This window comes from Streptomyces sp. NPDC102279 (assembly GCF_044766365.1).
Classification (GTDB): domain Bacteria; phylum Actinomycetota; class Actinomycetes; order Streptomycetales; family Streptomycetaceae; genus Streptomyces.
Genome location: NZ_JBIWLU010000010.1, coordinates 390,761 through 415,626 on the forward strand (window position 1 = coordinate 390,761; position 24,866 = coordinate 415,626).

The window sequence follows — 24,866 nt, forward strand, 5'->3', positions numbered from 1 at the left end:
CCGCACACTATCGCTCACAGCCCGAAGCGACGCTGGAGGTCCCCCAGCTGTCCGGGAAGGCGCGGTGCCCCGGGCTGCTGCCCGTGCTGACCCGGCATCCCGCCCGCACCCGGCACTCCGGCCTGCTGCGGCACCGCCCCCGTGGCCTGCTCCGCCATCAGGATCTCGGTCGACTGGAGCAGCACCGTACCCGCCCCCACGAACTCGAACTGGTGCTCCTCCCCGGAGGCTCCGCCGAGGCCCGTCATCGCACGTAGACCGCCCATCACGCCCGTCATGTACCCATGGTCGTAGTGGTGGCACGGGGACGGGCAGTCGGCCCACCCGACAAGGGCCTGCGGGTCCACCCGGATCGGGGGTTCCATGAACACCACCGGACCGTTCGACGCGGCCACGAACTTGCCCGTTCCGATCAGTGTCAGAAAGCCCGGCACGATCGACTGCTTCAGCGCGAGACTTGGCTGAAAAGCGAGCAAGTTGCCAGAGCGAATGGTCAGGTTGCCGTCGTCCAGGTCGTACGAATTCACGTCGAAGGCCCGGTCGGCGAGCAGCATCTTGCCCGAACCCTCCGCCACGACCCAGTCGCTCGCGTGCAGAGGTGAATGGAACGACGTACGCACCAGACGGTCCAGACGGCCGTGCCCGATCCCGTTGAACTCCATCGATCCGTAATAGGCGATCATCTTGCCCTTCTGCAGGAACCACTGGCTCCCCTTGAGTTCCACACAGAAGGTGTAGTTGTTCACGTTGTCGTCGACCGGCAGCGACATCGGATCATGGATCACCGGGCCGCCCGGGACTCCGTACCCGCTCACAGCTTCTCCTCCGACGCCTGCACGAACACCGAACCGCTGCCGCTCAGCTCCAGCTGGAACGCCTCACCCGAACCGCGCCCCACCATGTCCCGCCAGCCCAGCGCCGTCGACAGCTTGTTCCGCACGTCCCCGTGATGCGCCACGTACGCCTGCGGATCCACATGCACCGGACGCTGCGGAGTGATCGGCACCTCAAACACACCCCCGTGCGCCATCACCGCCACCGCGCCGTGGCCCTTCAGCGTCGTCGTGAACAGTCCCTGACCCGTCACCTGGCCCCGGACCATCCCCATCACGCCGCCCTGCGAGCCCAGGAACATCGTCCCCTGCTGCAACGCGCCGTCGAAGGCCAGCAGCCGGTCCGCCTCCACGTACAAGGTGTCCCCGGACAACTCGATCACCTGCACGTGATGACCGCCGTGACCGAACAGCACCGTCCCCGACCCCTCCACCGTCATCAGCGGAGTCGCCTCGTTCGCCAGACGACGGCCGATCATCGACATCACACCGCCCTGACCACCCTGGACGTTCGGCGTGAACGACACCTCGCCCCGGTACGCCAGCATCGCGCCCCGCTGACTGAACAGCCGCTGCCCCGGCATCACCGTCGCCTCGACCACCTTCGAGTTCACCTCGCGGAACGGCATCTCACACATCCCCCGCGATCGTGTTCCGCTCACTGGGCTGCACGTAGACCAGACCGTCGCCCTCGAACCGCATCTGGAACGCCTCACCGCCACCCTCACCCAGCAGCGTGCGGAACGTCACACCCGACTGCAGGGACTGCCGCACGTTCCCCTGGTGCGCGATGTACGCGCCCGGGTCCACCGTCAGCGGATACTGCGCACTCACCCGCAGCACCACCGCCGGCCCGTCCGACATGATCGCCGCCTGGCCGTGCCCCTCGACCGTCGTCGTGAACAACCCGTTGCCCTGCGACGCGCCCCGCAGACCCGTGAACGTCGTCCCGGTCCGCAGTCCCGCGTCCGTCACCAGCAGATTGCTCGACTCCACATACAGCTTGTCCCCCTGAAGCCCCACCAGATTGATCTCCGAGGCCCGGTCGGCGAACCAGCACGTCCCGTGCCCCCTCACCTCCATCACCGTCATCTGCTCACCGGTCAGGCGCCGGGTGACCATCCCCCGGACCCCCTCACCGCCCCCGCTCAGCTTCTTGAAGGCCATCTGGCCGTCGTACGCGACCATCGAGCCGTTCTTCGCCTTCACGGCGTCCCCGGTCACATCGACGGCCAGCACCTTGCTGCCTTGAAGTCGAAACATCGCCACGAAGCGAAGGTAACCCCAGCATCCGGCCACCGACAGAGTCCCCGGATGGATCCCACCCCCGAACCGACCCTCAGGGGACCGTCAGGACACCCGTCCGAATGCCCCACCCAGCCCCTCGGACCGGCACCACACCCCCGGATGCCACAATGGGCACGACGCTTGTGCTTGCGTTCACAAAGCAGCGTCACCCCGCCAGCGAAACTCCCACCGAAGGTGACCCGTGGACATAAAGACCGCCAGCGCACTCCGCCGCCTCCGCCTGGTCTCGGCCCCCGAAGCCGTCTCCTTCCTGCTGCTGCTCGTCTGCTCGGTGCTGAAGCGGACCACGGACTTCAACGCCGTCCCCGTCATGGGCGCGATCCACGGTGTCCTCTTCGTCCTCTACGTGATCTTCTGGGCCGACGCCTGGAACCGCGCCCGCTGGAGCGTCGGCACCGGCATCCTCTACTTCGTCCTCTCGGTCCTGCCCACCGGCGGCTTCTTCGCCGAGCGCAGGCTCAAGCACGAGGCCGAGAGGGCGGTCATCGCCTCCCGCGCCCGCCAGGAAGGGATCGTCAACGCATGATCGTCGCCTTCTCCGTGACACCGCTCGGTGTCGGCGAGGACGTCGGGGAGTATGTCGCCGACGCCGTCCGCGTCGTCCGTGAGTCCGGCCTCCCCAACCGCACCGACGCGATGTTCACCTCCGTCGAAGGCGACTGGGACGAGGTCATGGCCGTCGTCAAACGCGCCGTCGCCGTCGTCGAAGAACGCGCACCCCGCGTCTCCCTCGTCCTCAAGGCCGACATCCGGCCCGGCGTCACCGACGGTCTCACCACCAAGGTGGAAACCGTCGAACGGTACCTGTCCGCCTGACGGCGCCTCACCTCACCACCCGAGAACCCCGGCCCCCAGGACCGGGGTTTCTCGTATGCCCGCAGCAAAGACCACCCGGCCGCCCGGCCCGCACACCCCATCGGACGCACCCCGTTCGACACCCAACCAAAACTCACCTTGTGTGTTGATAACGGCCAGTCAGGCCGCCTCGACCACAGGAGGGCGCGTGCGGCCCGAGGGCTACGACTACGACTCCTACAGCCGACTCGCCGGACCCCTGACCCACCCCGCCGGCACGGCCCAACAGGTGCAGTACACCAAGCTCCTGTCACGCGGACCGCACCGAATACGCGCTCTCCTCCTGACGACCCTCGCGCCCGCGCTCACCGCCACCCTCCTCGTCTACCTCCTGTGGCCCACCCACTGGGTCGAACGCGAGAACGGCGAGACCTGGCTCGTGGGCCTCGACACGATCATGCTCATCGCCATCGGCCTCATCGAGCTCTTCATGGTCGTCAACGTCCTGAGCATCGCCCACGCCACCCTCACCGCCCGCGACCCCGTCCCCCTCGCCCCCGAGGAGGGAACCCGGGTCGCCTTCCTCACCACCTACGTCCCCGGCAAGGAGCCCCTCGCCACCGTCCGCGCCACCCTCGAAGGCGCCCTCCGCGTCACCCACGCCGGGCTCCTCCACGTCTGGCTCCTCGACGAAGGCGACGACGACCGGGCCAAAGACCTCTGCGCCGAACTCGGCGTCCGCCACTTCACCCGCCACGGCATCCCCGACTGGAACCGCCCCCACGGCGCCCACAAGGCCCGGACCAAACACGGCAACTACAACGCCTGGCTCACCCTCCACGGCCACGCCTACGAGTACTTCGCCTCCGTCGACGCGGACCACACCCCCCTGCCCGGCTTCCTCGACCGGATGATGGGCTACTTCCGCGACCCCGACGTCGCCTTCGTCGTCGGCCCCCAGGTCTACGGAAACTACGAGCACCCCGTCACCAAGGGCGCCGAGTCCCAGCAGTTCCTCTTCCACGCCCTGATCCAGCGCGCCGGCAACCGCTACCGCTCACCCATGTTCGTCGGCACCAACAACGTCGTACGCCTCGCGGCCCTCCGCCAGATCGGCGGACTCCAGGACTCCATCACCGAGGACATGGCCACCGGGTTCGAACTGCACCGCCACCGCAACCCCCGCACCGGCCGCCACTGGCGATCCGTCTACACACCCGACGTCCTCGCCGTCGGCGAAGGCCCCGCCTCCTGGACCGACTTCTTCACCCAGCAGATGCGCTGGTCCCGCGGCACCTACGAAACACTCATCAAGCAGTACTGGAAGGCGGTCTTCACCATGCCTCCGGGCCGCCTCTTCTCCTACACGATGATGCTCATCTACTACCCGATGACCGCCGTCAACTGGCTCCTCGGCATCATCAGCTGCGTCCTCTTCCTGTGGTTCGGAGCCTCCGGAACACAAGTCACCGCCTCCCTGTGGCTCATGCTCTACAGCGACGCCGCCGCCCTCCGGATCGCCCTCTACCTCTGGAACCGGCGCCACAACGTCTCCCCCCACGAACCCGAGGGCTCCGGCGGCCTCGCCGGCATGGCCATGTCCGCGCTCTCGGCCCCCATCTACCTCAAAGCGCTGGCCGACGCCCTCACCCGCCGCCCCAGCGGTTTCGTCGTCACCCCCAAAGGGGGCGACACCAGCCCCGACCGGCTCCGCACCTTCCGCATCCACCTCGGCTGGGCCGCACTCCTCGCCGTCTCCCTCGGCGCCTCCACCGCCCTCGGTCACACCCACGCGGCCATGCGGACCTGGGCCCTCCTCGCCATGGCCCTCTCCCTGGCACCCGTCGCCGTATGGATCACCACCCTCCTCAAGGAACGCCGGACCCGGCGGCCGCACCCCGCCCCCGTCCGCGTCCCCCAGCCCAAGGAACCGGCCCTCGCCGCCCGAACCGCCGCCCCGGTCACCGGCTCCACCCCAGGAGGTAGCTAGGCCATGGCCCACCCGCCCTCGAAGAAGGCCCGGAAGAGACTCCTCGGCATCACCGGGATCGCCGTCCTCGCCGGACTCAACGCCCCCGCCGCACTCGGTCTCGCCGGCGAGACCTATCACGCCTACAAGGTCTCCCAGCCCTCCTACCAGGCCGCCTTCGGCTCCTGGACGCAGATCGACATCCCCGGCGCCTACCGCACCAACGCCATCCACGCCGCCCTGCTCCACACCGGAAAAGTGCTCATCGTCGCCGGCTCCGGAAACGAACAGAGGAAGTTCGACAAGGGATCCTTCGACACCGTCCTGTGGGACCCCGGGAACGACACCTTCAAGAAGATCCCCACCCCGGACGACTTCTTCTGCTCCGGCCACGCCCAACTTCCCGACGGCAGAATGCTCGTCGCCGGCGGAACCGCCCGCTACGAACAACTCGACGGCGAGGTCCGGCGGGCCGGCGGCGGCATGCGCGTGAAGAACGAGAACCCCGACAAGGACATCGTCCTCAAGAAGGGCACCGTCTTCCGCTCACCCGCCGGCGTCGCGTACGTCAGCCGGTTCGACGTCACCGTCCCCAGGGCCAGACGCGACCAGACGGCCACCTACGACCAGGCCGGCGTCATGCAACCGTGGCGGACCACCGTCACCGCCGGCGAAGCACGCGTCTTCGTCGAGGCCACGGAAAAAGGGCCCCTGGCGGTCACCGACACCCAGGCCCAGTACGAGATCGCCGGCCTGCGCGGTGAGGACGCCGCCAACACCTACGGCCTCTCCGAGAAGATCACCCTCGAAAAACAGGACTTCCAAGGCATCAGAGCCGCCTACGAGTTCGACCCCCGGGCCGAGAAGTACCTCCCCGTCGACCCGATGGACAAGGCGCGCTGGTACCCCACCCTGGTCGGACTCGACGACGGACGCGTCCTCGCCGTCTCCGGCCTCGACGACGTCGGAACCATCGACCCCGGCGACAACGAGATCTACGACCCCCGCACCAAGAAGTGGACCCCCGGCCCCAAACGCTACTTCCCCACCTACCCCGCCCTCTTCCTCACCCAGGGCGGCAAACTGTTCTACCCGGCCTCCAACGCCGGATACGGCCCCGCCGACCAGGGCCGCGACGCCGGGCTCTGGGACCTGAGGACCAACACCTTCGAGAAGGTGCCCGGACTACGGGACGCCGACGAGACCGAAACCTCCGCCTCGCTCCTCCTGCCCCCCGCACAGGACCAGAAGGTCATGATCCTCGGCGGAGGAGGCGTCGGAGAATCGAAGAGATCCACCCCCCGCACCGCGGTCGTCGACCTGAAGAAGGACAACCCCACCTTCCAGGACGGACCCGACCTCCCCCAGGGCACCCGCTACCTGAACAGCGTGATCATGCCCGACGACACCGTCTTCACCACGAACGGTTCCCGGGACTACCGGGGGCGCAGCGCCGGCAACATCCTCAAAGCCCAGTTCTACGACCCCAAGGCCAACACCTTCCGCGAAGCCGCGTCCCCGACCGTGGGCCGCAACTACCACTCCGAGGCCCTGCTCCTGCCCGACGGCCGGGTCGCCACCTTCGGTTCCGACCCGCTCTTCGACGACCAGCGGAACACCAAACTGGGTCACTTCGAGCAGCGCATGGAGATCTACACCCCGCCCGCGCTGCACCGGAACGGCAAGAACCGGCCGGTCCTGGGAGAGGGGGCGGACAGGCTGGACAAGGACGGGCGGGCGACGTTCGCCACGGACCATCCCGAACGCGTCACCAAGGCCCGCCTGATGCGCCCCAGCGCCGTCACCCACACCACGGACGTCGAACAGCGGTCCATCGAACTCGGCCTGACGAAGACCGGGAACTCCGTGACAGTCGAGGTGCCGAAGGACCCGGCTCTGGTACCGCCGGGCTGGTACATGCTGTTCGTGACGGACGCTCAGGGGACGCCTTCCGAGGCGAAGTGGGTGCGGATCACGTGACGGGCGGGCGCCGGAGGGCGGGCCGTGGACGGTCGGACGCCGGGGAGCGGCGCCCGCCGCGTCGATCTCGTTCCGCTGCACCGGCCCGTACGACCACCGGTGACCGGACGTCACCTGCGCGCGAGGGAGCAGCAGCATGCCCCGGCTGATCCGCACCCTCGTGGCACTCGTGGCGCTCGGCCTCACCGCGGGTTGCTCGTCCGGGCCCCGGGCCGAGGGGACCGCCGTCGCCGCGGCGACACAGCGGGCCGCCACCGGCGACTCCCCCTTCTGGGTCGACCCCGCCGGCCCCGCCGCGGCGCAGATCCAGCTGTGGCGACGCCAGGGCCGTAGCGAGGACGCCGCGCTGCTGAAGCGGATCGCCGACGAACCCACCGCACTGTGGCCGGCCGGCGAGACCGATCCGGGCCCGGCCGTCCGGGCGGCCACCACGGCAGCCGCGCGGCAGGACCGCACGGCGCTGTTCGTGGCCTACAACATCCCCCACCGGGACTGCGGCCAGCACTCGGCGGGCGGCGCGGCGGACGCCGACGCCTACCGGCGATGGATCGGACAGTTCGCGGACGCCCTCGCCGACAGCCGGGCCCTGGTCGTCCTCGAACCGGACGCGATCGCCCACATCGTCGACGGCTGCACACCCGGCGAATACCAGGACGAACGCACCCAGCTGCTCAGCGACGCGGTCAACCGGCTCAAGCACCAGCCCCACACCAAGGTCTACGTGGACGCCGGCAACCCGGCCTGGATCCGCGACTCCGGCAGACTCGTCGAACCCCTCACGCGGGCGGGCATCGCGAACGCCGACGGGTTCTCGCTGAACGTCTCGAACTTCCAGACGGACGCCGTGACCAGGACGTACGGCGTTGAGCTCGCGGGGAGACTCGGCGGGAAACACTTCGTCGTCGACACCAGCCGCAACGGCAACGGCCCCCTCCCGGGAGCCTGGTGCAACCCACCCGGCCGCGCCCTCGGCACCCGCCCCGCCACGGCCACCGGCGAACCGGCCCTGGACGCCTACCTGTGGATCAAGAGGCCGGGCGAATCGGACGGAGAGTGCGAGGGCGGACCGGCGGCCGGGCAGTGGTGGCCGGACTACGCGTTGGCGCTGGCCCGCGACTCCGGGGGCTGACCGGCGGCCGCCCTCGGGCGTTTGCCCGGGCCCCCTTCACCTTCCCCCTCGCATCACCCTCCCCCCGAGGCGAGTGCGATCCCCAGCGGCGTCCGTTCGTACAGCACCTGGTGACCGTAGCGGCGTGGGACGAGGAGGCCGGTGTCGCGCAGGGCGGTGAGGTGGGCGGAGACGGAGGACGGGGCGAGGCGCAGCCGGTGGGCGAGTGCCGTGGTGGTGGCGGGTTCGTCGAGGGCGGTGAGGACGGCGGCTCGGCCGCGGCCGAGGAGGCGTACGAGCGCGTCGGAGGTGCGGTCGGTGGGCTCGGCCCAGAGGCCGCCGATGCCGCGGGCGGGGTAGGCGAGGGTGGGCTGCCAGGGGGGATCGAAGCCGCTGATCACGTCGGGCCAGGAGAAGACGCTGGGCATGAGCACCAGGCCCTGTCCGGCGAGGTGGCGTTCGTGGCGGCCGCCTCCTTCGATCGTGAGGGTGTGGGCGCGCCAGCCGAGCCGGCGGTCGATCTCCGGGAGGAGCCCGCCGAGGCCGACGTGGGCGAGGCGGCGTGAGTGGAAGGCGATGTCGGCTTCCAGCAGGGCGCGCAGTCGGGGCCAGTCGGGTTCGACGAGGGTGTGCCAGGCCTGTTCGAGCAGGTCGGTGAGCCGGGTGACGGTGCGGGCGGGGTCGGCGAGGAGGGCGCGGCCGTGCGGGGAGGTGAGGGCGCCGGGGGTGTCGGCCAGGGAGCGTGCGGTCTCCTCGCGGGCGACGGCGGGATCGGCGGCGCGGACGGCCGCGATCTCCTCGTCGAAGGTGGCGGCGGGGCCGATGGGGGGTGGGCCGAGCCAGTCGGGGGAGTAGCCGCTGCGGGGCATGAGGAGCCAGAGCGGGGTGAGGTCGAGTCCGGCGGCCGCGGTGCGGATACGGCGCAGCCAGTGTGCGTGGTAGCCCTGCCGTGCGGGCCGGTTGAGGGTGCGGACCGCTTCCTGGGTCTCCCAGAGGGGTGAGATCGCGAAGCGGCAGTTGAGGAGGTCGTCCTCCCCGAAGTGCAGGAGTGACGGCATGGGGCGGCTCCGGAAGATTCGGCTGGGGCCGAAACTCTACGTCGGCGGCCTCGGTGGGGGCACGCTGCCGCACATGTCAGACACACCGACCGCGCCCACGACGACGAAGACGCCGGCAACCGCCGGGGCGGCCGCCGCGCCGCCCGCCGTCCGCACCGGTTACGGCCCGGTCTTCGCCGTGCGCGAGTTCCGTGCCGTGTTCGTCGCGCACGCGTTCTCGCTGCTGGGGCTGGTGGTCAGTGAGATCGCGCTGTCCGTCCTGGTCTACGACCTGACGGGGTCTCCGCTGCTGAGCGCCTTGACGTTCGCGCTGGGTTTTCTGCCGTATCTCGTCGGCGGGACGGTGCTCGCGGGGGTCGCGGACCGTTTTCCGGCGCGGCGGGTGCTGGTGGTGTGCGATCTGGTGTGCGCGGGGTGCGTGGTGGTGATGGCGGTGCCGGGCGCTCCGATCGCGGTGTTGTTGGCCATGCGGGCGGCGCCGGCGCTGGTGGCTCCGGTGTTCCAGGGGACGCGGACGGCGACGCTGGCCGATGTCCTCGGTGACGGGGAACTGTTCGTGCTGGGCCGTTCGCTGCTGCGCATCGTGTCGCAGAGTGCGCTGCTGACGGGGTTCGGACTCGGGGGCCTGCTGCTGACGGTGGTGTCGCCGCGGCACGCGCTGCTGGTGACGGTCGGTACGTTCCTGGCGTCCGCGGCGTTCCTGCGGTTCGGCACGCGGCGCCGGCCGGCGCGGGTGACCGGCGGACAGGCGTTGGTGCGGGACTCGTTGCGGGGTGCCCGGCTGGTGCTGGCGGACCGTCGGGTGCGGGTGCTGCTTCTGCTGTTCTGGGTGCCCCCGATGTTCATGGTGGCGCCGGAGGCGTTGGCGGCGCCGTACGCGGAGCGGCTGGGAGTGGGGTCGACGGGCCTGGGTCTGCTGATGTGCGCGCTGCCGGTGGGGACGATCGCGGGGGAGCTGTTCGCGGGGTCACGGCTGCGGCCCCTGACGCGGCACCGGATCACGTTGCCGTTGGTGTGCGTGACGTTGCTGCCGTTCGCGGGGTACGCGCTGCGGCCGGGTCTGGGCTGGTCGCTGGTGCTGCTGGCGGTGGCGGGTGCCGGCTCGGCGTACACGCTCGGCCTGGACCAGTGGTTCGTGCGGTCGGTGCCCGAGGAGTTGCTCGGGCGGGCGATGACGCTGAACACGGCGGGCCTGATGACGGTTCAGGGGCTGGGGATGGCACTGTCGGGCGCGGTGGCGGAGTTCGCCGGGGTACGGGCGACGGTCGTGGGCGCGGGGGTGCTGGGAACGGTGCTGTGTGTGGTGCTGGCGGTGGCGGCGCGGCGTGCCGGGCAAGGGGTGGAGCAGCGGCCGGGCGGGCCGCCGGAGGGGGCGCGGATCCCTGTCGTCGTGGGGGAGAGGACCGAAACGCGAGACGGGGCTGACCACGATGTGACCGGCCGGTAAGGTCTTTGGCGTGTCGAAGCCGCTCAGTCTTGCTTTTGATCCCATCGCCCGTGCCGACGAGCACTGGCAGCAGCGCTGGGGGTCCGTGCCGTCGATGGCCGCGATCACCTCGATCATGCGCGCGCACCAGATCCTGCTGGCCGAGGTGGACGCGGTGGTCAGGCCGTACGGGCTGACGTTCGCGCGGTACGAGGCGCTGGTGCTGCTCACGTTCTCCAAGGCCGGCGAGCTGCCGATGTCGAAGATCGGTGAACGGCTGATGGTGCATCCGACGTCCGTCACGAACACGGTGGACCGGCTGGTGCGCTCGGGCCTGGTGGACAAGCGGCCCAATCCGAACGACGGGCGCGGCACGCTCGCCTCGATCACGGAGAAGGGCCGCGAGGTGTGTGACGCGGCGACGCGTGACCTGATGGGGATGGACTTCGGCCTGGGGGCGTACGACGCGGAGGAGTGCACGGAGATCTTCGCGATGCTGCGGCCGCTGCGGGTGGCCGCGCACGACTTCAAGGACGAGTAGGGCGGTCCGGGTCCGGCGCGGGAGGGTGCGGCGCCGGGGCGGGCGGGTGAGGGCGGGGGCGCGCGAAGATCGCGCAAATGGGGTGGTTACCCTCGTAGCCATGAAGAAGAGCGTGCTGACCCGCTACCGCGTCATGGCCTACGTCACCGGTGTGCTGCTGGTTCTGCTGTGCCTCGGCATGATCGCCAAGTACGGCCTGGGCGTCGACGGTGCCGCCGACTTCACCCGTGTCGTCGCCATCGCGCACGGCTGGCTGTACGTCGTGTACCTGATCTTCGCGTTCGACCTGGGGTCGAAGGCGAAGTGGCCGGTGGGCAAGCAGCTCTGGGTGCTGCTGGCGGGGACGATTCCCACGGCCGCGTTTGTCGTGGAGCGCAGGATCAGCCGTGAGCTGGAGTCGCGCGTCGCGGAGGGTTCTCCCGCGGTCGCCAAGGCCTGATCCATCCCCGGTCCTCACCGGATCAGCACCGCCGTACGGGATCGTACGGCGGTTTGCCATCGACATTTACTAGGACGTCCTAGTAAATTCGTGGGTATGGACGCTCATGCCATCGAGGAAGGCCGCCGACGCTGGCAGGCCCGCTACGACGCTTCGCGCAAGCGCGAGGCCGACTTCAGCACGCTCTCCGGTGACGCCGTGGAGCCGGTGTACGGTCCCCGGCCCGGGGACCACTACGAGGGCTTCGAGCGGATCGGATGGCCCGGCGAGTACCCGTACACGCGCGGGCTGTACGCCACCGGGTACCGCGGGCGGACGTGGACCATCCGGCAGTTCGCCGGATTCGGCAACGCCGAGCAGACCAACGAGCGCTACAAGAAGATCCTCGCCAACGGCGGCGGAGGTCTGTCCGTGGCGTTCGACATGCCGACACTGATGGGCCGCGACTCCGACGACCCCCGCTCGCTCGGCGAGGTCGGGCACTGCGGTGTCGCCATCGACTCGGCCGCCGACATGGAGGTCCTCTTCGGGGACATCCCGCTCGGTGACGTCACGACGTCGATGACGATCAGCGGGCCCGCGGTGCCGGTCTTCTGCATGTACCTGGTCGCCGCCGAGCGCCAGGGCATCGACCCGGCCGTACTGAACGGCACGCTCCAGACCGACATCTTCAAGGAGTACATCGCGCAGAAGGAGTGGCTCTTCCAGCCCGAGCCGCACCTGCGCCTCATCGGCGACCTGATGGAGCACTGCGCCGAGAAGATCCCCGCGTACAAGCCGCTCTCCGTCTCCGGCTACCACATCCGGGAGGCGGGCTCCACGGCCGCGCAGGAACTCGCGTACACGCTGGCGGACGGCTTCGGCTACGTCGAGCTGGGGCTCTCCCGCGGGCTCGACGTGGACGTCTTCGCCCCCGGGCTCTCCTTCTTCTTCGACGCCCACGTCGACTTCTTCGAGGAGATCGCCAAGTTCCGGGCGGCCCGGCGGATCTGGGCCCGCTGGATGCGCGACGTGTACGGCGCGAAGACCGAGAAGGCGCAGTGGCTGCGGTTCCACACGCAGACCGCCGGTGTGTCGCTGACGGCCCAGCAGCCCTACAACAACGTCGTGCGGACGGCCGTGGAGGCGCTCGCCGCGGTCCTCGGCGGCACGAACTCGCTGCACACCAACGCGCTGGACGAGACGCTCGCGCTGCCGTCCGAGCAGGCCGCGGAGATCGCCCTGCGCACGCAGCAGGTGCTCATGGAGGAGACCGGCGTCGCCAACGTCGCCGACCCGCTGGGCGGTTCGTGGTACGTCGAGCAGCTCACCGACCGCATCGAGGCCGACGCCGAGAAGATCTTCGAGCAGATCAGGGAGCGCGGACTGCGGGCGCACCCCGACGGCCGGCACCCCATCGGTCCCATCACCTCGGGCATCCTGCGCGGCATCGAGGACGGCTGGTTCACCGGGGAGATCGCCGAGTCGGCGTTCCAGTACCAGCGGTCGGTGGAGAAGGGCGACAAGCGCGTCGTCGGCGTGAACGTCCACCACGGCTCCGTCACCGGCGACCTGGAGATCCTGCGGGTCAGCCACGAGGTGGAGCGCGAGCAGGTGCGGGAGCTGGGCGCGCGCAGGCAGGGCCGTGACGAGGCCGCCGTGCGCGGGGCGCTGGCATCCATGCTCGCCGCCGCCCGCGACGGCTCGAACATGATCGCCCCCATGCTGGAGGCGGTCCGCGCCGAGGCGACCCTGGGCGAGATCTGCGGCGTCCTGCGCGACGAGTGGGGGGTGTACACGGAGCCGGCGGGCTTCTGAGGCCCGTGCGCGCCCCGGCCGCCGCTCTTCGCGCCGTACGCCCCTGTCCCCGGCCCCCGCCGGCCCGCACGCCCCCGTCCGTCCCGCTTCCGGGCCTTCCCGCCCGGGCCCGCTCCTCGTGCCACCGAGGAGTGGGGCGGGACCCGCGGGGGCGTACGTCGGCGGGGGCGCCGCTCGTGTGCGGCCCCGGGGCTCGGCCCGCACACGCGGGCCCTTGACGGCGCCCCGCGGGTTCAGTCCTCCGCGGTCGCCCCGGTCAGGCCGAGGAGCAGGACGCGGGTGAACGAGCGCACCCACTCCTCGTCCGCCGGCTCCGCGCTGACCAGGGTGCGGTGGACGACCGCTCCGGCCACCACGTCGAAGATCAGGTCGGCGGTACGGGATGCGCTGGCCGGGTCGGTCTCCGGGGGGAGTTCGCCGCGGGCCTGCGCGCGGGCGCGGCCCTCCATGACCAGCCGTTTCTGCCGGTCCACGATGGACGTCCTGATGCGCTCGCGCAGCGGCTCGTCGCGAGTGGACTCCGCCACCACCGCCATCAGCGCGGTCTTCGCCTCAGGGCGGTCCAGGATCGCCGCGAACTGGAGCACCACGCCCTCGATGTCGGCGGCCAGACTGCCCCGGTCGGGCAGCTCCAGCTCGTCGAAGAGGACGGCCACGGCGTCGACGACGAGTTCGTTCTTCCCCGCCCAGCGGCGGTAGAGGGTCGTCTTGGCGACGCCGGCGCGGGTCGCCACGTCCCCCAACGTCAGTTTGGACCAGCCCAGTTCGACCAGGGCGGCACGGGTCGCCTCCAGGATCGCGGCGTCCGCGGCGGCGCTGCGGGGGCGGCCCGTCCGGGCGGCCGAGGGGTGACCGTGCATGTCAGTGACCATATCCGGCCGCCTCACCGGCGATATCCGGCGGTTCTGTGAAGCCGTGAGGGAGATCACCGGGGGGCGGCGGACAGGGGGACCCCCGGACAGTTACGCTACGACTCGTAGCGAAAGCTCGAACGCGGCGACAACCGCACCGGGCGCCAGGTGGGGACCCGGCGCCGAACGGGCCGGACGGGGACCGGCTTTCAGTGTGCTTTTCCGACGGCTTTTCACACGTGCGCGAGGAAGGGGGAGGATGTACTCATGCAGCCACGGAACATGTCCATGAGCGGAGTCGTCGACCTCGCCGCGGTGAAGTCGGCCCAGGAGGCCAAGGCGAAGGCGGAGCAGGCGCGCGCCGACTCGGCCCGGCAGGGCGGCGGCGGGGCCGTGACTCCCGCGAGCCTCGTCATCGACGTCGACGAGGCGGGATTCGAGAGCGACGTCCTGCAGCGTTCCACCGAAGTGCCCGTCGTCATCGACTTCTGGGCCGAGTGGTGCGAGCCCTGCAAGCAGCTCAGCCCGGTCCTGGAGCGGCTGGCCGTCGAGTACAACGGCCGGTTCCTGCTCGCCAGGATCGACGTCGACGCCAATCAGATGCTGATGCAGCAGTTCGGGGTCCAGGGGATCCCGGCCGTTTTCGCAGTGGTCGCCGGCCAGGCGCTGCCGCTCTTCCAGGGAGCAGCCGCCGAGGCGCAGATCCGCGGGACGCTGGACCAGCTCGTCCAGGTCGCCGAGGAGCGCTTCGGTCTGACCGGCCTGACGGTCGACGGCGACGCGGGCGGCGCCGCCGAGGCCCCCGAGGCCCCCGAGGCTCCGGAGATGCCGGCGGGGCCCTACGACGCCCTGTTGGAGGCCGCCGTACAGGCGCTGGACGCGGGCGACTTCGGCGGTGCCGTGCAGGCGTACCGGAACGTCCTGAGCGACGACCCGGCCAACACCGAGGCCAAACTGGGACTCGCGCAGGCGGAGTTGCTCCAGCGGGTGCAGGACCTCGACCCCCAGCAGGTGCGCAAGGACGCCGCCGAGAAGCCGGGTGACGCCGCCGCGCAGATCGCGGGCGCCGACCTGGACCTCGTGGGCGGTCATGTCGAGGACGCCTTCGGGCGGCTCGTCGACACCGTGCGCCGCACGGCGGGCGACGACCGGGACGCCGTACGGGTGCGGTTGCTCGAACTCTTCGAGGTCGTCGGAGGCGACGACCCGCGCGTGATCGCGGCGCGCAGGGCCCTCGCGAGGGCCCTGTTCTGACCAGTCCCTAAACGTCAGGGCCTGTGATGCCCGCGTGAAACATTGGCTGACAGAGGAGCAAGTGGCCGCGCTTTACCAAAACTTGGTAAACGCGGCCGCTGTTACTCCGAGTAAGTCCAGGGCGTTGAACTGTCTGGTTCCGTCCGCCAATCAACCAGTGTGTCACCCCCCTCGGGAGCACACTGAGTCGCTGACCGACACCGGCCGGTCGTCCTTCGGTTATCCCGCCGTTACTAGCGAGTAACGAACCCCCTTGTGCGGGCGGCGAGAATGCACCACGATCGGCGACGCTCGGTCCATTCCCGCACCCCGCCAACCAGTCGGGGCAGCGGATTCCCTGGGTCCCCACCGAGTAGAGCCGGAGGCGTGCTGCCGGCTCTTGGGCAGGGGGGTCTCCGCCGTCCGGTGGAGCCTGTCCAGCAGGTTGTGCGTGATTGGTGTCAGGCGCGACCAGTGGTTGTCGCTCGGGGGTGATCGCCGGTGATTCGGGTGCAGTCGCACCTCCGGGTACAGGCGCTCTCCTTCCCGAGGACGTAGCACTTCTCCCATCCCTGCCCTGCTGAGCCGCCGAAAGGGGCAGTCAGGGCCAGGAGATGTACGTCCGAGAAGGAGGAAATATGGAGTCCCAGGTGCGTGGCGGGACCAGATGGAAGCGGTTCGCGGTCGTGATGGTGCCCTCGGTGGCCGCCACGGCAGCGATAGGTGTCGCCCTCGCGCAGGGCGCTCTCGCCGCGTCGTTCAGCGTTTCCGGTCAGTCGTTCAAGGTATCGGCGGACCGACTCGACGGTACGGGCTTCTCGCAGTACGGAGCCATCGACTCGGGTTACACCCTCGACGGCAAGAAGACGGCTCACCCCGTCGCGGTCTCGGCGTTCAAGAGCGCCACGATCACCAACATGTGCCAGTCGGTCGTCACCCCGGACATCCCGCTGCTCGGTTCCGTCAGCCTCGTGCTGAAGGCCGGCGGCGGTGACACGCCGGTCGAGGCGGACAACCTGTACATCGACGTCGAGGACCTCGAGGCCAACGCGACGTTCCGCGGCATCGACATCGGTGTCGCGGCCAAGGACGCCACCAAGGGTCCGGGCCTGAAGAGCGGCGAGGCGGCCAACCCTTACGGGTTCGCCCAGCAGGCCGACTCTGCGACGCTGACCAAGGTGCGGCAGACGGCGTGGGCGACCACGGCGGGCACCTTCAAGCTCAGCGGCCTGAAGATGTCGGTCGCCAAGGGCGTCAAGGAGTGCTACTAGGCACCCCTGGGGCGGGCGACAGGGGCTTCGGCCGCTTCGCCCGCCCCGCTCCGCACGCTTAGGCGGAGCGAACATGCGAACTTCTCACAGCAAAGCCGTTCCAGGGAGCTGTTTTCCATGAGCGCCGAGACTCCTGCCGCGCGCGGCCAGAACGACGAGCACTACCTCCAGGTGTTCCGGCGGAACTTCCGTACGTGGAGGGGCGACCGCCCGTTCTGGGCCGGCCTGTTCATCGTGCTCGGCGGTGTCCCCATCGCGTATTTCCCGTACGCGAAGCTTCAGCTCGGGCATCTGACGCTGGCGATGTCCACCACCGCGGGTGCCGGTTCCCTCATCATCGGCGTGCTCCTCGTGGTGCTCGGGATCAGTCTCTGGTTCCAGAAGCACGTCCGGACGTTCGCCGGAGTCGCGGCGATCCTCCTCGCCCTGGTGTCCATCCCGGTGTCCAACCTGGGCGGCTTCCTGGTGGGCTTCTTCTTCGCCCTCATCGGAGGCGCCATGGCCGTCTCCTGGGTTCCGGGCGAGCCGGGCGAGGAGTACGGCGTGCCGGCGGCCCCCGTCAAGGACGCCGAGCCTGTCGCGCCCGCCGCCGCGAACGCTGTGGACGACCCGAACGATCTGTCAGGAACGAGCCCGAGCAACGGGGCGAACGGGAGGCACAGTGCCGGCTGACAAGGTGACCCACGGGACTGAGGTGGACGAGTCCCGTGTGAGAACCGGGCCGCGCCACGCGGCCCCCAGGAAGCCGCTGTTCACCAGGTTCCACGTGCCCGCGGGCAAGGCGATAGCCATAGCCGCGATGCCGACGGCGGTCCTCATGGGAATGGGGCTCACGCCGACGCTCGCCCAGGCGGACGACCACTCCACGGCCAAGAGCCTGACGGCCGACGAGTACCAGGCGTGCGTCGAGGCCGTGACGGGCTCCGAGGACGACAAGAAGGACCCGTCGGAATCGGCGTCGCCCACCCCCTCGGCCAGTGCGAGCGAGTCGTCCGGCACGGCCACACCGACCCCCTCGGCGTCCTCGGACGCGACGGACTCGGGCAAGACCTCTTCGTCGGATTCAGGTTCCGACGACAAGGCCGGACCCGCCCCCTCCGCCTCGTCCTCCGCACCGAGCACGTCGGACAAGTCGGCCGACAGCGCCGCCACTCCGGCCCCCACGGCGTCGAAGACGAAGAACCCGCTCGACCCCCTGGGCATCGGTGACGCCCTCGGGGACCTCCTGACGCCCGACGAGAAGGAGAGCGCCACCCCTGAGCCCTCCGCGTCGGCCTCCGCGAGCGACAAGGGCGACGGGGCCGGCACGACCACCTCGTCCGGCGACACGAGCACGTCCGGCACCGTCAAGGACACGACCGACAAGGTCACCGACACGGTCAAGGACACCCTCAAGGACACCACCGACACGGCCTCAGAAGCGGCGAAGGACACCACCGACGCCGTCAAGAAGGCCGCCGAGGACGCCGGGGTGACGCCCAGCCCCTCCGCGAGCTCCACGACGGACCCCAAGGACTGCCCGGTCGCCACCGACGAGGAGGGCGGCGTCGACAACCCGGTCACCCTGCCCGACGACCCGTGGCACCTGAACGCCAGCTCCCTGCTCCTCAAGGGCGCCGACTACCAGGGCGTCGTCAAGGTGAAGACCGCCGACGGCACCGTCAAGAAGGTGCTGAAGTACGTCATCTCCGACGGCACCGACATCGGGGACCTGCACCAGACGGTGGACGACAAGCAGGCCGGCAAGACCTACCACGTGCAGGCCGCCAAGGGCTCGACGTCCACCATCCGCGACGGCAAGACGATCATGTACACGGAGAGCATCTCCGGGAACCTGCTCGGTCTGATCCCGATCACGTTCGACCCGGACAACCCTCCGCCGCTGAACATCCCGCTGATCTACTTCACCAAGGTGACGGTCGTCCAGGCGGGCCAGTTCGGCGGCACTCTGACCATCCCCGGACTGCACCAGTACACGACCGGCTGAGTCGTCCAGAGCCCGTCCGGGAGCCGCGCAACACACTGAGGGCGCCCCCTGTCCGACAGGGGGCGCCCTCAGTGGCGTACGGCGGCGGGGTCAGGCGTGGTCGACCTCGCCCAGGTGGTGCACCCGGACCATGTTGGTGGTGCCGGGGACGCCGGGAGGCGAACCGGCGGTCATCACGACGACGTCGCCCTCGTTGAACCGCTTGAGCTTCTGCAGCTCGCGGTCGACCAGCTCGACCATCTCGTCGGTGCTGTTCACGAACGGCACGACGTGCGACTCGACGCCCCAGCTCAGCGACAGCTGGTTGCGGGTGCCCTCGTCGGTGGTGAACGCCAGGATCGGCTGCGCGGCGCGGTAGCGGGAGAGCCGGCGCGCGGTGTCGCCGGACTTCGTGAACGCCACCAGGCCCTTGCCGCCGAGGAAGTCGGCGATCTCGCAGGCGGCACGGGCGACCGAACCACCCTGCGTGCGCGGCTTCTTGCCCGGGACCAGCGGCTGCAGACCCTTGGAGAGCAGCTCCTCCTCGGCCGCGACGACGATCTTCGACATCGTCTTCACGGTCTCGATCGGGTACGCGCCCACGCTGGACTCGGCGGACAGCATGACCGCGTCCGCGCCGTCCAGGATCGCGTTCGCCACGTCGGACGCCTCGGCGCGCGTGGGACGGGAGTTGGTGATCATCGACTCCATCATCTGGGTCGCGACGATCACCGGCTTGGCGTTGCGGCGGCACAGCTCCACGAGGCGCTTCTGCACCATCGGGACCTTCTCCAGCGGGTACTCCACGGCCAGGTCGCCACGGGCCACCATGACGGCGTCGAAGGCCGCGACGACGCCCTCCATGTTCTCGACCGCCTGCGGCTTCTCCACCTTGGCGATGACGGGGACCCGGCGGCCCTCCTCGTCCATCACCTTGTGGACGTCGTTCACGTCGTCGGCGTCACGCACGAAGGACAGGGCGACCATGTCGCAGCCCATCCGCAGAGCGAAGCGCAGGTCCTCGACGTCCTTCTCCGACAGCGCCGGCACGTTCACCGCCGCGCCGGGCAGGTTGATGCCCTTGTGGTCGGAGATCACGCCGCCCTCGATGACGACCGTCTTGACCCGGGGGCCGTCGATCTCGACGACGCGCAGTTCGACGTTGCCGTCGTTGATGAGGATCTGGTCGCCCTTGGAGACGTCACCGGGCAGACCCTTGTAGGTCGTGCCGCAGATGTGCTTGTCACCCGGCACGTCCTCGGCCGTGATGACGAACTCGTCACCGCGGACCAGCTCGACGGGGCCTTCGGCGAAGGTCTCCAGGCGGATCTTCGGGCCCTGGAGGTCGGCGAGCACGCCGATGGCGACGCCGGTCTCGGCCGCTGCGGCCCGGACCCGGTCGTACCGGCCCTGGTGCTCGGCCTGGGTGCCGTGGCTGAAGTTGAATCGGGCCACGTTCATGCCGGCCTGGATCAGCGCGACCAGCTTCTCGTGGGAGTCGACCGCGGGGCCGAGAGTACAGACGATTTTCGAACGGCGCATGGGGCGATCCTATCGGTTTGTTTCGCTACGGAATATTCCGTCTGGCGGAAGATACAAATGGGCGGACGGCCGCTCAGGCGTGGCTTTCCGGCCCGGTCAGGCCGCACCCTCTCCGACCAGCGCATACGTCTGTGTGGCGATCTCCAGTTCCTCGTCCGTCGGCACCACGGCGACCGCGACGCGCGCGTACGGCGGCGAAATGAGCCGCGATTCGTCCCCGCGCACGGCGTTCAGGTCACCGTCGACCACGAGCCCCAGCTCCTCCAGGCCCGCGATCGCGGCCTCCCGGACCGGCGCCGCGTTCTCGCCGACCCCGGCGGTGAAGGCGACGGCGTCCACCCGGCCGAGCACCGCGTAGTAGGCGCCGATGTACTTCTTCAGGCGGTGGATGTAGATGTCGAAGGCGAGCCGCGCCTGCTCGTCGCCCTCGTCGACACGGCGGCGGATCTCCCGCATGTCGTTGTCGCCACACAGTCCGATCAGACCGCTCTTCTTGTTGAGAAGAGTGTCGATCTCGTCCGTGGACATGTTCCCAACACGCTTCAAATGGAAGATGACGGCCGGATCCACGTCGCCCGACCGGGTTCCCATCACCAGCCCCTCCAACGGCGTGAGGCCCATCGAGGTGTCCACGCAGCGGCCGCCCCGGACCGCCGACGCCGACGCGCCGTTGCCGAGGTGCAGCACGATGACGTTGACCTCCTCGGGCGCCCTGCCGAGCAGTTCGGCCGTCGCCCGCGACACGTACGCGTGCGAGGTGCCGTGGAAGCCGTAGCGGCGGATGCGGTGCTCGTCGGCGGTCCGCACGTCGATCGCGTAGCGCGCGGCGGACTCCGGCATCGTCGTGTGGAACGCGGTGTCGAAGACCGCGACCTGCGGCAGGTCGGGGCGCAGTGCCATCGCGGTGCGGATGCCGGTGAGGTTCGCCGGGTTGTGCAGCGGCGCCACCGGGATCAGCCGCTCGATCTCCGCGAGGACCGCGTCGTCGACGACGGTCGGCTCCGTGAACGTCCTGCCTCCGTGCACCACCCGGTGGCCGATCGCGGCGAGTTCGCGGGAGTCCAGGCCGAACCCGTCCGCCGCCAGCTCCGCGGACACCGCCTTCAGCGCGGCCTCGTGGTCGGCGAACTCGCCCGCCGACTCACGGGTCTCGCCCGTGGCCGGCACGGTGTGCCGGAGCAGCGAGGTGCCCTCGCCGATGCGCTCCACCAGGCCGACGGCGAGCCGGGAGCTGCCGCGCATGTCGAGGAGCTGGTACTTCAGCGACGAGGAGCCGGAGTTGAGGACGAGGACACGCGTGGCCGCGGAGGCCGGGCGCGCCTCGCCGGACGGGGCGGGGGCGGGGGACGGGTCGGCAGTCACTGCGCGGGAGCCTTCTGGTCGGGGGTCTGGGCCTGGATCGCCGTGATGGCGACCGTGTTGACGATGTCCTGGACGAGCGCGCCGCGCGACAGGTCGTTGACGGGCTTGCGCAGCCCCTGGAGCACCGGGCCGACGGCGATCGCGCCGGCGGAGCGCTGCACGGCCTTGTAGGTGTTGTTGCCGGTGTTGAGGTCCGGGAAGATCAGCACGGACGCCTGGCCCGCGACCTCGGACTCCGGCAGCTTGGTCGCCGCGACCGACGGCTCCACGGCGGCGTCGTACTGGATCGGTCCCTCGATCCGCAGGTCGCCGCGGCGCAGTCGCACCAGGTCCGTCGCCTCGCGCACCTTGTCGACGTCGGCGCCCGTGCCCGAGGTGCCCGTGGAGTACGACAGCATCGCGATCCGCGGCTCCACGCCGAACTGCTCCGCGGTGGCCGCTGACTGGATGGCGATGTCGCACAGCTGCTCGGCGTCGGGGTCGGGGTTCACCGCGCAGTCGCCGTAGACGAGGACCTTCTCGGCCAGGCACATGAAGAAGACGGACGAGACGATCTTCGAATCCGGCCGGGTCTTGATGATCTCGAACGCGGGCCGGATGGTCGCGGCCGTCGAGTGCACGGCGCCCGACACCATGCCGTCGGCGAGGCCCTGCTGCACCATCAGCGTGCCGAAGTAGTTGACGTCGGCGACGACGTCGTACGCCAGCTCGACGGTGACGCCCTTGTGGGCGCGCAGCTCGGCGTACCTCTCGGCGAAGGAGTCCCGCAGCTCGGAGGTCTGCGGGTCGATGAGCTGGGTGGCGCTGAGGTCGATGCCGAGGTCGGCGGCCTTCTTACGGATCTGGTCGACCGGGCCGAGCAGCGTCAGATCGCAGACACCGCGCCGCAGCAGCACCTCGGCGGCGTGCAGGACCCGCTCCTCGGTGCCCTCGGGCAGCACCACGCGGCGCCTGTCGGAGCGGGCCTGCTCCAGCAGCTTGTGCTCGAACATCATCGGGGTGAGCCGGTCGCTGCTCGGCGCGGACACCCGCTTCAGCAGGTCCGAGGTGTCCACGTACCGCTCGAACAGGCCGAGCGCGGTCTCCGCCTTGCGGGGCGTCGCCGCGTTCAGCTTGCCCTCCAGGGAGAACAGCTCGGCCGCGGTCGGGAAGGAGGTCCCGGCCACCGAGACGACCGGGGTGCCGGGCGCGAGGCGCGCCGCGAGCGTGAGGATGTCCTCGCTGGGCCGCTCGTTCAGGGTGAGCAGGATGCCGGCTACGGGCGGGGTGCCGGCGCTGTGCGCGGCGAGTGTGCCGATCACCAGGTCGGCGCGGTCGCCGGGGGTGACGACGAGGCATCCCGGGGTCAGGGCCCGCAGGAAGTTCGGCAGCATCGCGCCGCCGAACACGAAGTCGAGGGCGTCCCGCGACAGACCGGCGTCGTCGCCGAGGAGCACCTCGCCGCCGAGCGCCTGGGTGATCTGCGCGACGGTCGGCGCGGACAGCGCGGGCTCGTCGGGCAGGACGTAACAGGGCACCGGGAGGCGGGAACCGAGCCGCTCCACGATCTCCGTCCGGACCTCGGGCTCCACCCGGTTCACGACCATCGCGAGGACGTCGCAGCCGAGCCCGTCGTACGCGCGGTACGCGTTGCGGGTCTCGGCGCGCACCGACTCGGCGGTCTGGCCCCGGCCGCCGACGACCGGGATCACGGAGGCGGCGAACTCGTTGGCCAGCCGGGCGTTCAGCGCCAGCTCGTCGGGGAGCTGGGTGGCGGCGAAGTCGGTGCCGAGGACGAGGACGACGTCGTAGTCGCGGGCGACGAGGTGGAAGCGGTCGACGAGCGTGGACACCAGCTCGTCGGTACCCTGCTCGGCCTGGAGCGCGGACGCCTCGTGGTAGTCCATGCCGTAGACCGTCGCCGGGTCCTGCGCGAGGCGGTAGCGGGCCCGCAGGAGTTCGAAGAGGCGGTCAGGACCGTCGTGCACGAGGGGACGGAAGACGCCCACCCGGTCGACCTGGCGGGTCAGGAGCTCCATGACCCCCAGCTCGACGACCTGGCGGCCGTCGCCGCGGTCGATCCCGGTCACGTACACGCTGCGCGTCACGCGTGCTCTCCATCCGTCTCGGCGCCAGGCGGTGCGCTGGGCTCGCAAAGGGGCCCACCAACGTGAGCAGAACCCTCTTGACAATACCTCTGGCGCTGGCTAAGGCGCCCGCCAGGACAAACGTCCTGGTGGGGCCGGACCGGGCGCCCGTAAGGCCTCCGGCGGGCCGGGGGGATCGGCGGCGCCCCCCGGGGCGTGGAACAATCGGACTGGCTCACACGTACCAGCAGCGAGCAGGAGACACAGCACGATGCGCATCGGAGTTCTCACCGCAGGCGGCGACTGTCCTGGCCTGAACGCAGTGATCCGGTCGGTCGTGCACCGAGCGGTCACCAATTTCGGCGACGAGGTCATCGGCTTCGAGGACGGCTACGCCGGCCTTCTCGACGGCCACTACCGCACGCTCGACCTCAACGCGGTCAGCGGCATCCTCGCCCGCGGCGGCACTATCCTCGGCTCCTCCCGGCTGCAGCGCGACCGGCTCCGCGAGGCCTGCGAGAACGCTCAGGACATGGCGCGCGAGTTCGGCATCGACGTGCTCATCCCGATCGGCGGCGAGGGCACCCTCACCGCGGCGCGGATGCTGTCGGACGCGGGCCTGCCCGTGGTCGGCGTGCCGAAGACGATCGACAACGACATCTCCGCGACGGACCGCACCTTCGGCTTCGACACCGCCGTCGGTGTCGCCACCGAGGCCATGGACCGGCTGAAGACGACCGCCGAATCGCACCAGCGCGTGATGGTCGTCGAGGTCATGGGACGGCACGCCGGCTGGATCGCCCTGGAGTCCGGCATGGCGGCCGGCGCGCACGGCATCTGCCTGCCCGAGCGCCCCTTCGACCCCTCCGACCTGGTCGCGATGGTCGAGGAGCGGTTCGCGCGCGGCAAGCGGTTCGCCGTCATCTGTGTCGCCGAGGGTGCCCACCCCGTCGAGGGCGCCATGGACTACGGCCACGGCGAGATCGACCAGTTCGGCCACGAGCGCTTCCAGGGCATCGGCACGGCCCTCGCGTACGAGCTGGAGCGCCGTCTCGGCAAGGAGGCCAAGCCGGTCATCCTCGGCCACATCCAGCGCGGCGGCACCCCGACCGCGTACGACCGTGTGCTCGCCACGCGCTTCGGCTGGCACGCCGTGGAGGCCGCGCACAGCGGCGCGTTCGGCCGGATGACCGCGCTGCGCGGCACGGACGTCGAGATGGTGCCGCTCGCGGACGCGACGACCGAGCTGAAGACGGTCCCCAAGGACCGCATGGACGAGGCCGAGTCGGTGTTCTAGTCCCCGCCGGGGATCGGATCGGAT

General features: G+C 70.2%; 22 protein-coding genes. 14 read left to right on the forward strand and 8 right to left on the reverse strand.

Annotated elements, in window-relative coordinates; all coding sequences use genetic code 11:
• Positions 1-14 precede the first annotated feature (14 nt).
• The 3 genes from ACIRQH_RS26960 to ACIRQH_RS26970 are packed head-to-tail and all read right to left on the reverse strand — an operon-like array spanning position 15 to position 2,096.
• On the reverse strand, positions 15-815 hold the full coding sequence (locus ACIRQH_RS26960) for an AIM24 family protein (RefSeq protein WP_388866556.1): 801 nt from the start codon (positions 813-815) through the stop codon (positions 15-17).
• Positions 812-1,462: an AIM24 family protein gene (locus tag ACIRQH_RS26965; RefSeq protein ID WP_358819445.1), complete on the reverse strand. Its 651-nt coding sequence runs from the start codon at positions 1,460-1,462 to the stop codon at positions 812-814. Before ACIRQH_RS26965 ends, ACIRQH_RS26960 begins: the two co-directional genes overlap by 4 nt.
• A gap of 1 nt (position 1,463) precedes the next feature.
• Positions 1,464-2,096, reverse strand: a complete 633-nt coding sequence (locus ACIRQH_RS26970; RefSeq protein WP_355875956.1) for an AIM24 family protein — start codon at positions 2,094-2,096, stop codon at positions 1,464-1,466.
• Positions 2,097-2,322: 226 nt separating this feature from the next.
• Between ACIRQH_RS26970 and ACIRQH_RS26975 the strand changes: the two genes are divergently transcribed.
• From ACIRQH_RS26975 to ACIRQH_RS26995, 5 genes are all read left to right on the forward strand, one after another.
• The gene (locus tag ACIRQH_RS26975; protein WP_358819403.1) at positions 2,323-2,667 is read left to right on the forward strand and encodes a DUF3817 domain-containing protein; all 345 of its coding nucleotides are present in this window, start codon (positions 2,323-2,325) and stop codon (positions 2,665-2,667) included.
• Entirely contained in the window at positions 2,664-2,957 is a 294-nt protein-coding gene (locus ACIRQH_RS26980) for an MTH1187 family thiamine-binding protein (protein ID WP_404227161.1), read from the forward strand. Before ACIRQH_RS26975 ends, ACIRQH_RS26980 begins: the two co-directional genes overlap by 4 nt.
• Positions 2,958-3,144: 187 nt before the next feature.
• Positions 3,145-4,926, forward strand: a complete 1,782-nt coding sequence (locus ACIRQH_RS26985) for a glycosyltransferase family 2 protein (RefSeq protein ID WP_404227164.1) — start codon at positions 3,145-3,147, stop codon at positions 4,924-4,926.
• Positions 4,927-4,929: 3 nt separating this feature from the next.
• The gene (locus ACIRQH_RS26990; RefSeq protein ID WP_404227166.1) at positions 4,930-6,885 is read left to right on the forward strand and encodes a galactose oxidase-like domain-containing protein; all 1,956 of its coding nucleotides are present in this window, start codon (positions 4,930-4,932) and stop codon (positions 6,883-6,885) included.
• Between the two features lie 136 nt (positions 6,886-7,021).
• On the forward strand, positions 7,022-8,014 hold the full coding sequence (locus tag ACIRQH_RS26995; RefSeq protein WP_388866546.1) for a glycoside hydrolase family 6 protein: 993 nt from the start codon (positions 7,022-7,024) through the stop codon (positions 8,012-8,014).
• A 53-nt stretch (positions 8,015-8,067) separates the two neighbouring features.
• Here ACIRQH_RS26995 and ACIRQH_RS27000 read toward each other — a convergent pair whose 3' ends face one another.
• Positions 8,068-9,051 carry a DUF5937 family protein gene (locus ACIRQH_RS27000; RefSeq protein ID WP_388866543.1) on the reverse strand — a complete coding sequence of 328 codons (984 nt, stop codon included), beginning with the start codon at positions 9,049-9,051 and terminating at the stop codon, positions 8,068-8,070.
• Between the two features lie 73 nt (positions 9,052-9,124).
• On the opposite strand from ACIRQH_RS27000, the gene ACIRQH_RS27005 reads away from it, so the two are divergent.
• From ACIRQH_RS27005 to ACIRQH_RS27020, 4 genes are all read left to right on the forward strand, one after another.
• Entirely contained in the window at positions 9,125-10,498 is a 1,374-nt protein-coding gene (locus ACIRQH_RS27005; protein WP_388866540.1) for an MFS transporter, read from the forward strand.
• 10 nt (positions 10,499-10,508) lie between these two features.
• Positions 10,509-11,018, forward strand: coding sequence for a MarR family transcriptional regulator (locus ACIRQH_RS27010; protein ID WP_358819396.1), 510 nt, complete (start codon positions 10,509-10,511; stop codon positions 11,016-11,018).
• A gap of 100 nt (positions 11,019-11,118) precedes the next feature.
• Entirely contained in the window at positions 11,119-11,457 is a 339-nt protein-coding gene (locus tag ACIRQH_RS27015; RefSeq protein ID WP_388866537.1) for a DUF3817 domain-containing protein, read from the forward strand.
• A 96-nt stretch (positions 11,458-11,553) separates the two neighbouring features.
• Positions 11,554-13,254 (forward strand): methylmalonyl-CoA mutase family protein, encoded by a 1,701-nt coding sequence (locus ACIRQH_RS27020; RefSeq protein ID WP_358819394.1) that lies wholly within the window; start codon positions 11,554-11,556, stop codon positions 13,252-13,254.
• 233 nt (positions 13,255-13,487) lie between these two features.
• Here the strand turns inward: ACIRQH_RS27020 and ACIRQH_RS27025 are convergent, their stop codons facing one another.
• On the reverse strand, positions 13,488-14,114 hold the full coding sequence (locus ACIRQH_RS27025; protein ID WP_358819393.1) for a TetR/AcrR family transcriptional regulator: 627 nt from the start codon (positions 14,112-14,114) through the stop codon (positions 13,488-13,490).
• Between the two features lie 258 nt (positions 14,115-14,372).
• Here ACIRQH_RS27025 and ACIRQH_RS27030 point away from each other — a divergent pair, with 258 nt between their 5' ends.
• From ACIRQH_RS27030 to ACIRQH_RS27045, 4 genes are all read left to right on the forward strand, one after another.
• On the forward strand, positions 14,373-15,359 hold the full coding sequence (locus tag ACIRQH_RS27030) for a tetratricopeptide repeat protein (RefSeq protein ID WP_404227173.1): 987 nt from the start codon (positions 14,373-14,375) through the stop codon (positions 15,357-15,359).
• Positions 15,360-15,976: 617 nt separating this feature from the next.
• The gene (locus ACIRQH_RS27035) at positions 15,977-16,609 is read left to right on the forward strand and encodes a DUF6230 family protein (protein ID WP_358819391.1); all 633 of its coding nucleotides are present in this window, start codon (positions 15,977-15,979) and stop codon (positions 16,607-16,609) included.
• Positions 16,610-16,726: 117 nt separating this feature from the next.
• Complete coding sequence (locus ACIRQH_RS27040; protein WP_358819390.1) at positions 16,727-17,281, forward strand: DUF6114 domain-containing protein; 555 nt, start codon at positions 16,727-16,729, stop codon at positions 17,279-17,281.
• Positions 17,271-18,596 (forward strand): hypothetical protein, encoded by a 1,326-nt coding sequence (locus ACIRQH_RS27045; protein WP_404227178.1) that lies wholly within the window; start codon positions 17,271-17,273, stop codon positions 18,594-18,596. Before ACIRQH_RS27040 ends, ACIRQH_RS27045 begins: the two co-directional genes overlap by 11 nt.
• A 90-nt stretch (positions 18,597-18,686) precedes the next feature.
• On the opposite strand, the gene pyk is transcribed toward ACIRQH_RS27045, so the two are convergent.
• The 3 genes from pyk to pta all read right to left on the reverse strand — a co-directional run bounded on the left by pyk (position 18,687) and on the right by pta (position 23,566).
• Positions 18,687-20,117 (reverse strand): pyruvate kinase, encoded by a 1,431-nt coding sequence (gene pyk, locus ACIRQH_RS27050; protein ID WP_388929748.1) that lies wholly within the window; start codon positions 20,115-20,117, stop codon positions 18,687-18,689.
• 96 nt (positions 20,118-20,213) lie between these two features.
• Positions 20,214-21,479, reverse strand: a complete 1,266-nt coding sequence (locus ACIRQH_RS27055; protein WP_388929749.1) for an acetate kinase — start codon at positions 21,477-21,479, stop codon at positions 20,214-20,216.
• Complete coding sequence (pta, locus tag ACIRQH_RS27060) at positions 21,476-23,566, reverse strand: phosphate acetyltransferase (protein WP_358819386.1); 2,091 nt, start codon at positions 23,564-23,566, stop codon at positions 21,476-21,478. The genes ACIRQH_RS27055 and pta overlap by 4 nt, the downstream gene beginning before the upstream one ends.
• A 250-nt stretch (positions 23,567-23,816) precedes the next feature.
• Here pta and ACIRQH_RS27065 point away from each other — a divergent pair, with 250 nt between their 5' ends.
• Positions 23,817-24,842 (forward strand): ATP-dependent 6-phosphofructokinase, encoded by a 1,026-nt coding sequence (locus tag ACIRQH_RS27065; protein WP_355875607.1) that lies wholly within the window; start codon positions 23,817-23,819, stop codon positions 24,840-24,842.
• Positions 24,843-24,866: the final 24 nt, after the last annotated feature.

Coding starts and splice junctions, on each gene's coding strand:
- ACIRQH_RS26965 (WP_358819445.1), bottom strand. CDS start 1,462: ATGCCGTTCCGCGAGGTGAACTCGAAGGTGGTCGAGGCGACGGTGATG.
- ACIRQH_RS26970 (WP_355875956.1), bottom strand. CDS start 2,096: ATGTTTCGACTTCAAGGCAGCAAGGTGCTGGCCGTCGATGTGACCGGG.
- ACIRQH_RS27025 (WP_358819393.1), bottom strand. CDS start 14,114: ATGCACGGTCACCCCTCGGCCGCCCGGACGGGCCGCCCCCGCAGCGCC.
- ACIRQH_RS27020 (WP_358819394.1), top strand. CDS start 11,554: ATGGACGCTCATGCCATCGAGGAAGGCCGCCGACGCTGGCAGGCCCGC.
- pyk (WP_388929748.1), bottom strand. CDS start 20,117: ATGCGCCGTTCGAAAATCGTCTGTACTCTCGGCCCCGCGGTCGACTCC.
- ACIRQH_RS27035 (WP_358819391.1), top strand. CDS start 15,977: ATGGAGTCCCAGGTGCGTGGCGGGACCAGATGGAAGCGGTTCGCGGTC.
- ACIRQH_RS27030 (WP_404227173.1), top strand. CDS start 14,373: ATGCAGCCACGGAACATGTCCATGAGCGGAGTCGTCGACCTCGCCGCG.
- ACIRQH_RS27015 (WP_388866537.1), top strand. CDS start 11,119: ATGAAGAAGAGCGTGCTGACCCGCTACCGCGTCATGGCCTACGTCACC.
- ACIRQH_RS27000 (WP_388866543.1), bottom strand. CDS start 9,051: ATGCCGTCACTCCTGCACTTCGGGGAGGACGACCTCCTCAACTGCCGC.
- ACIRQH_RS27065 (WP_355875607.1), top strand. CDS start 23,817: ATGCGCATCGGAGTTCTCACCGCAGGCGGCGACTGTCCTGGCCTGAAC.
- ACIRQH_RS26995 (WP_388866546.1), top strand. CDS start 7,022: ATGCCCCGGCTGATCCGCACCCTCGTGGCACTCGTGGCGCTCGGCCTC.
- ACIRQH_RS26990 (WP_404227166.1), top strand. CDS start 4,930: ATGGCCCACCCGCCCTCGAAGAAGGCCCGGAAGAGACTCCTCGGCATC.
- ACIRQH_RS26980 (WP_404227161.1), top strand. CDS start 2,664: ATGATCGTCGCCTTCTCCGTGACACCGCTCGGTGTCGGCGAGGACGTC.
- ACIRQH_RS27005 (WP_388866540.1), top strand. CDS start 9,125: ATGTCAGACACACCGACCGCGCCCACGACGACGAAGACGCCGGCAACC.
- ACIRQH_RS27040 (WP_358819390.1), top strand. CDS start 16,727: ATGAGCGCCGAGACTCCTGCCGCGCGCGGCCAGAACGACGAGCACTAC.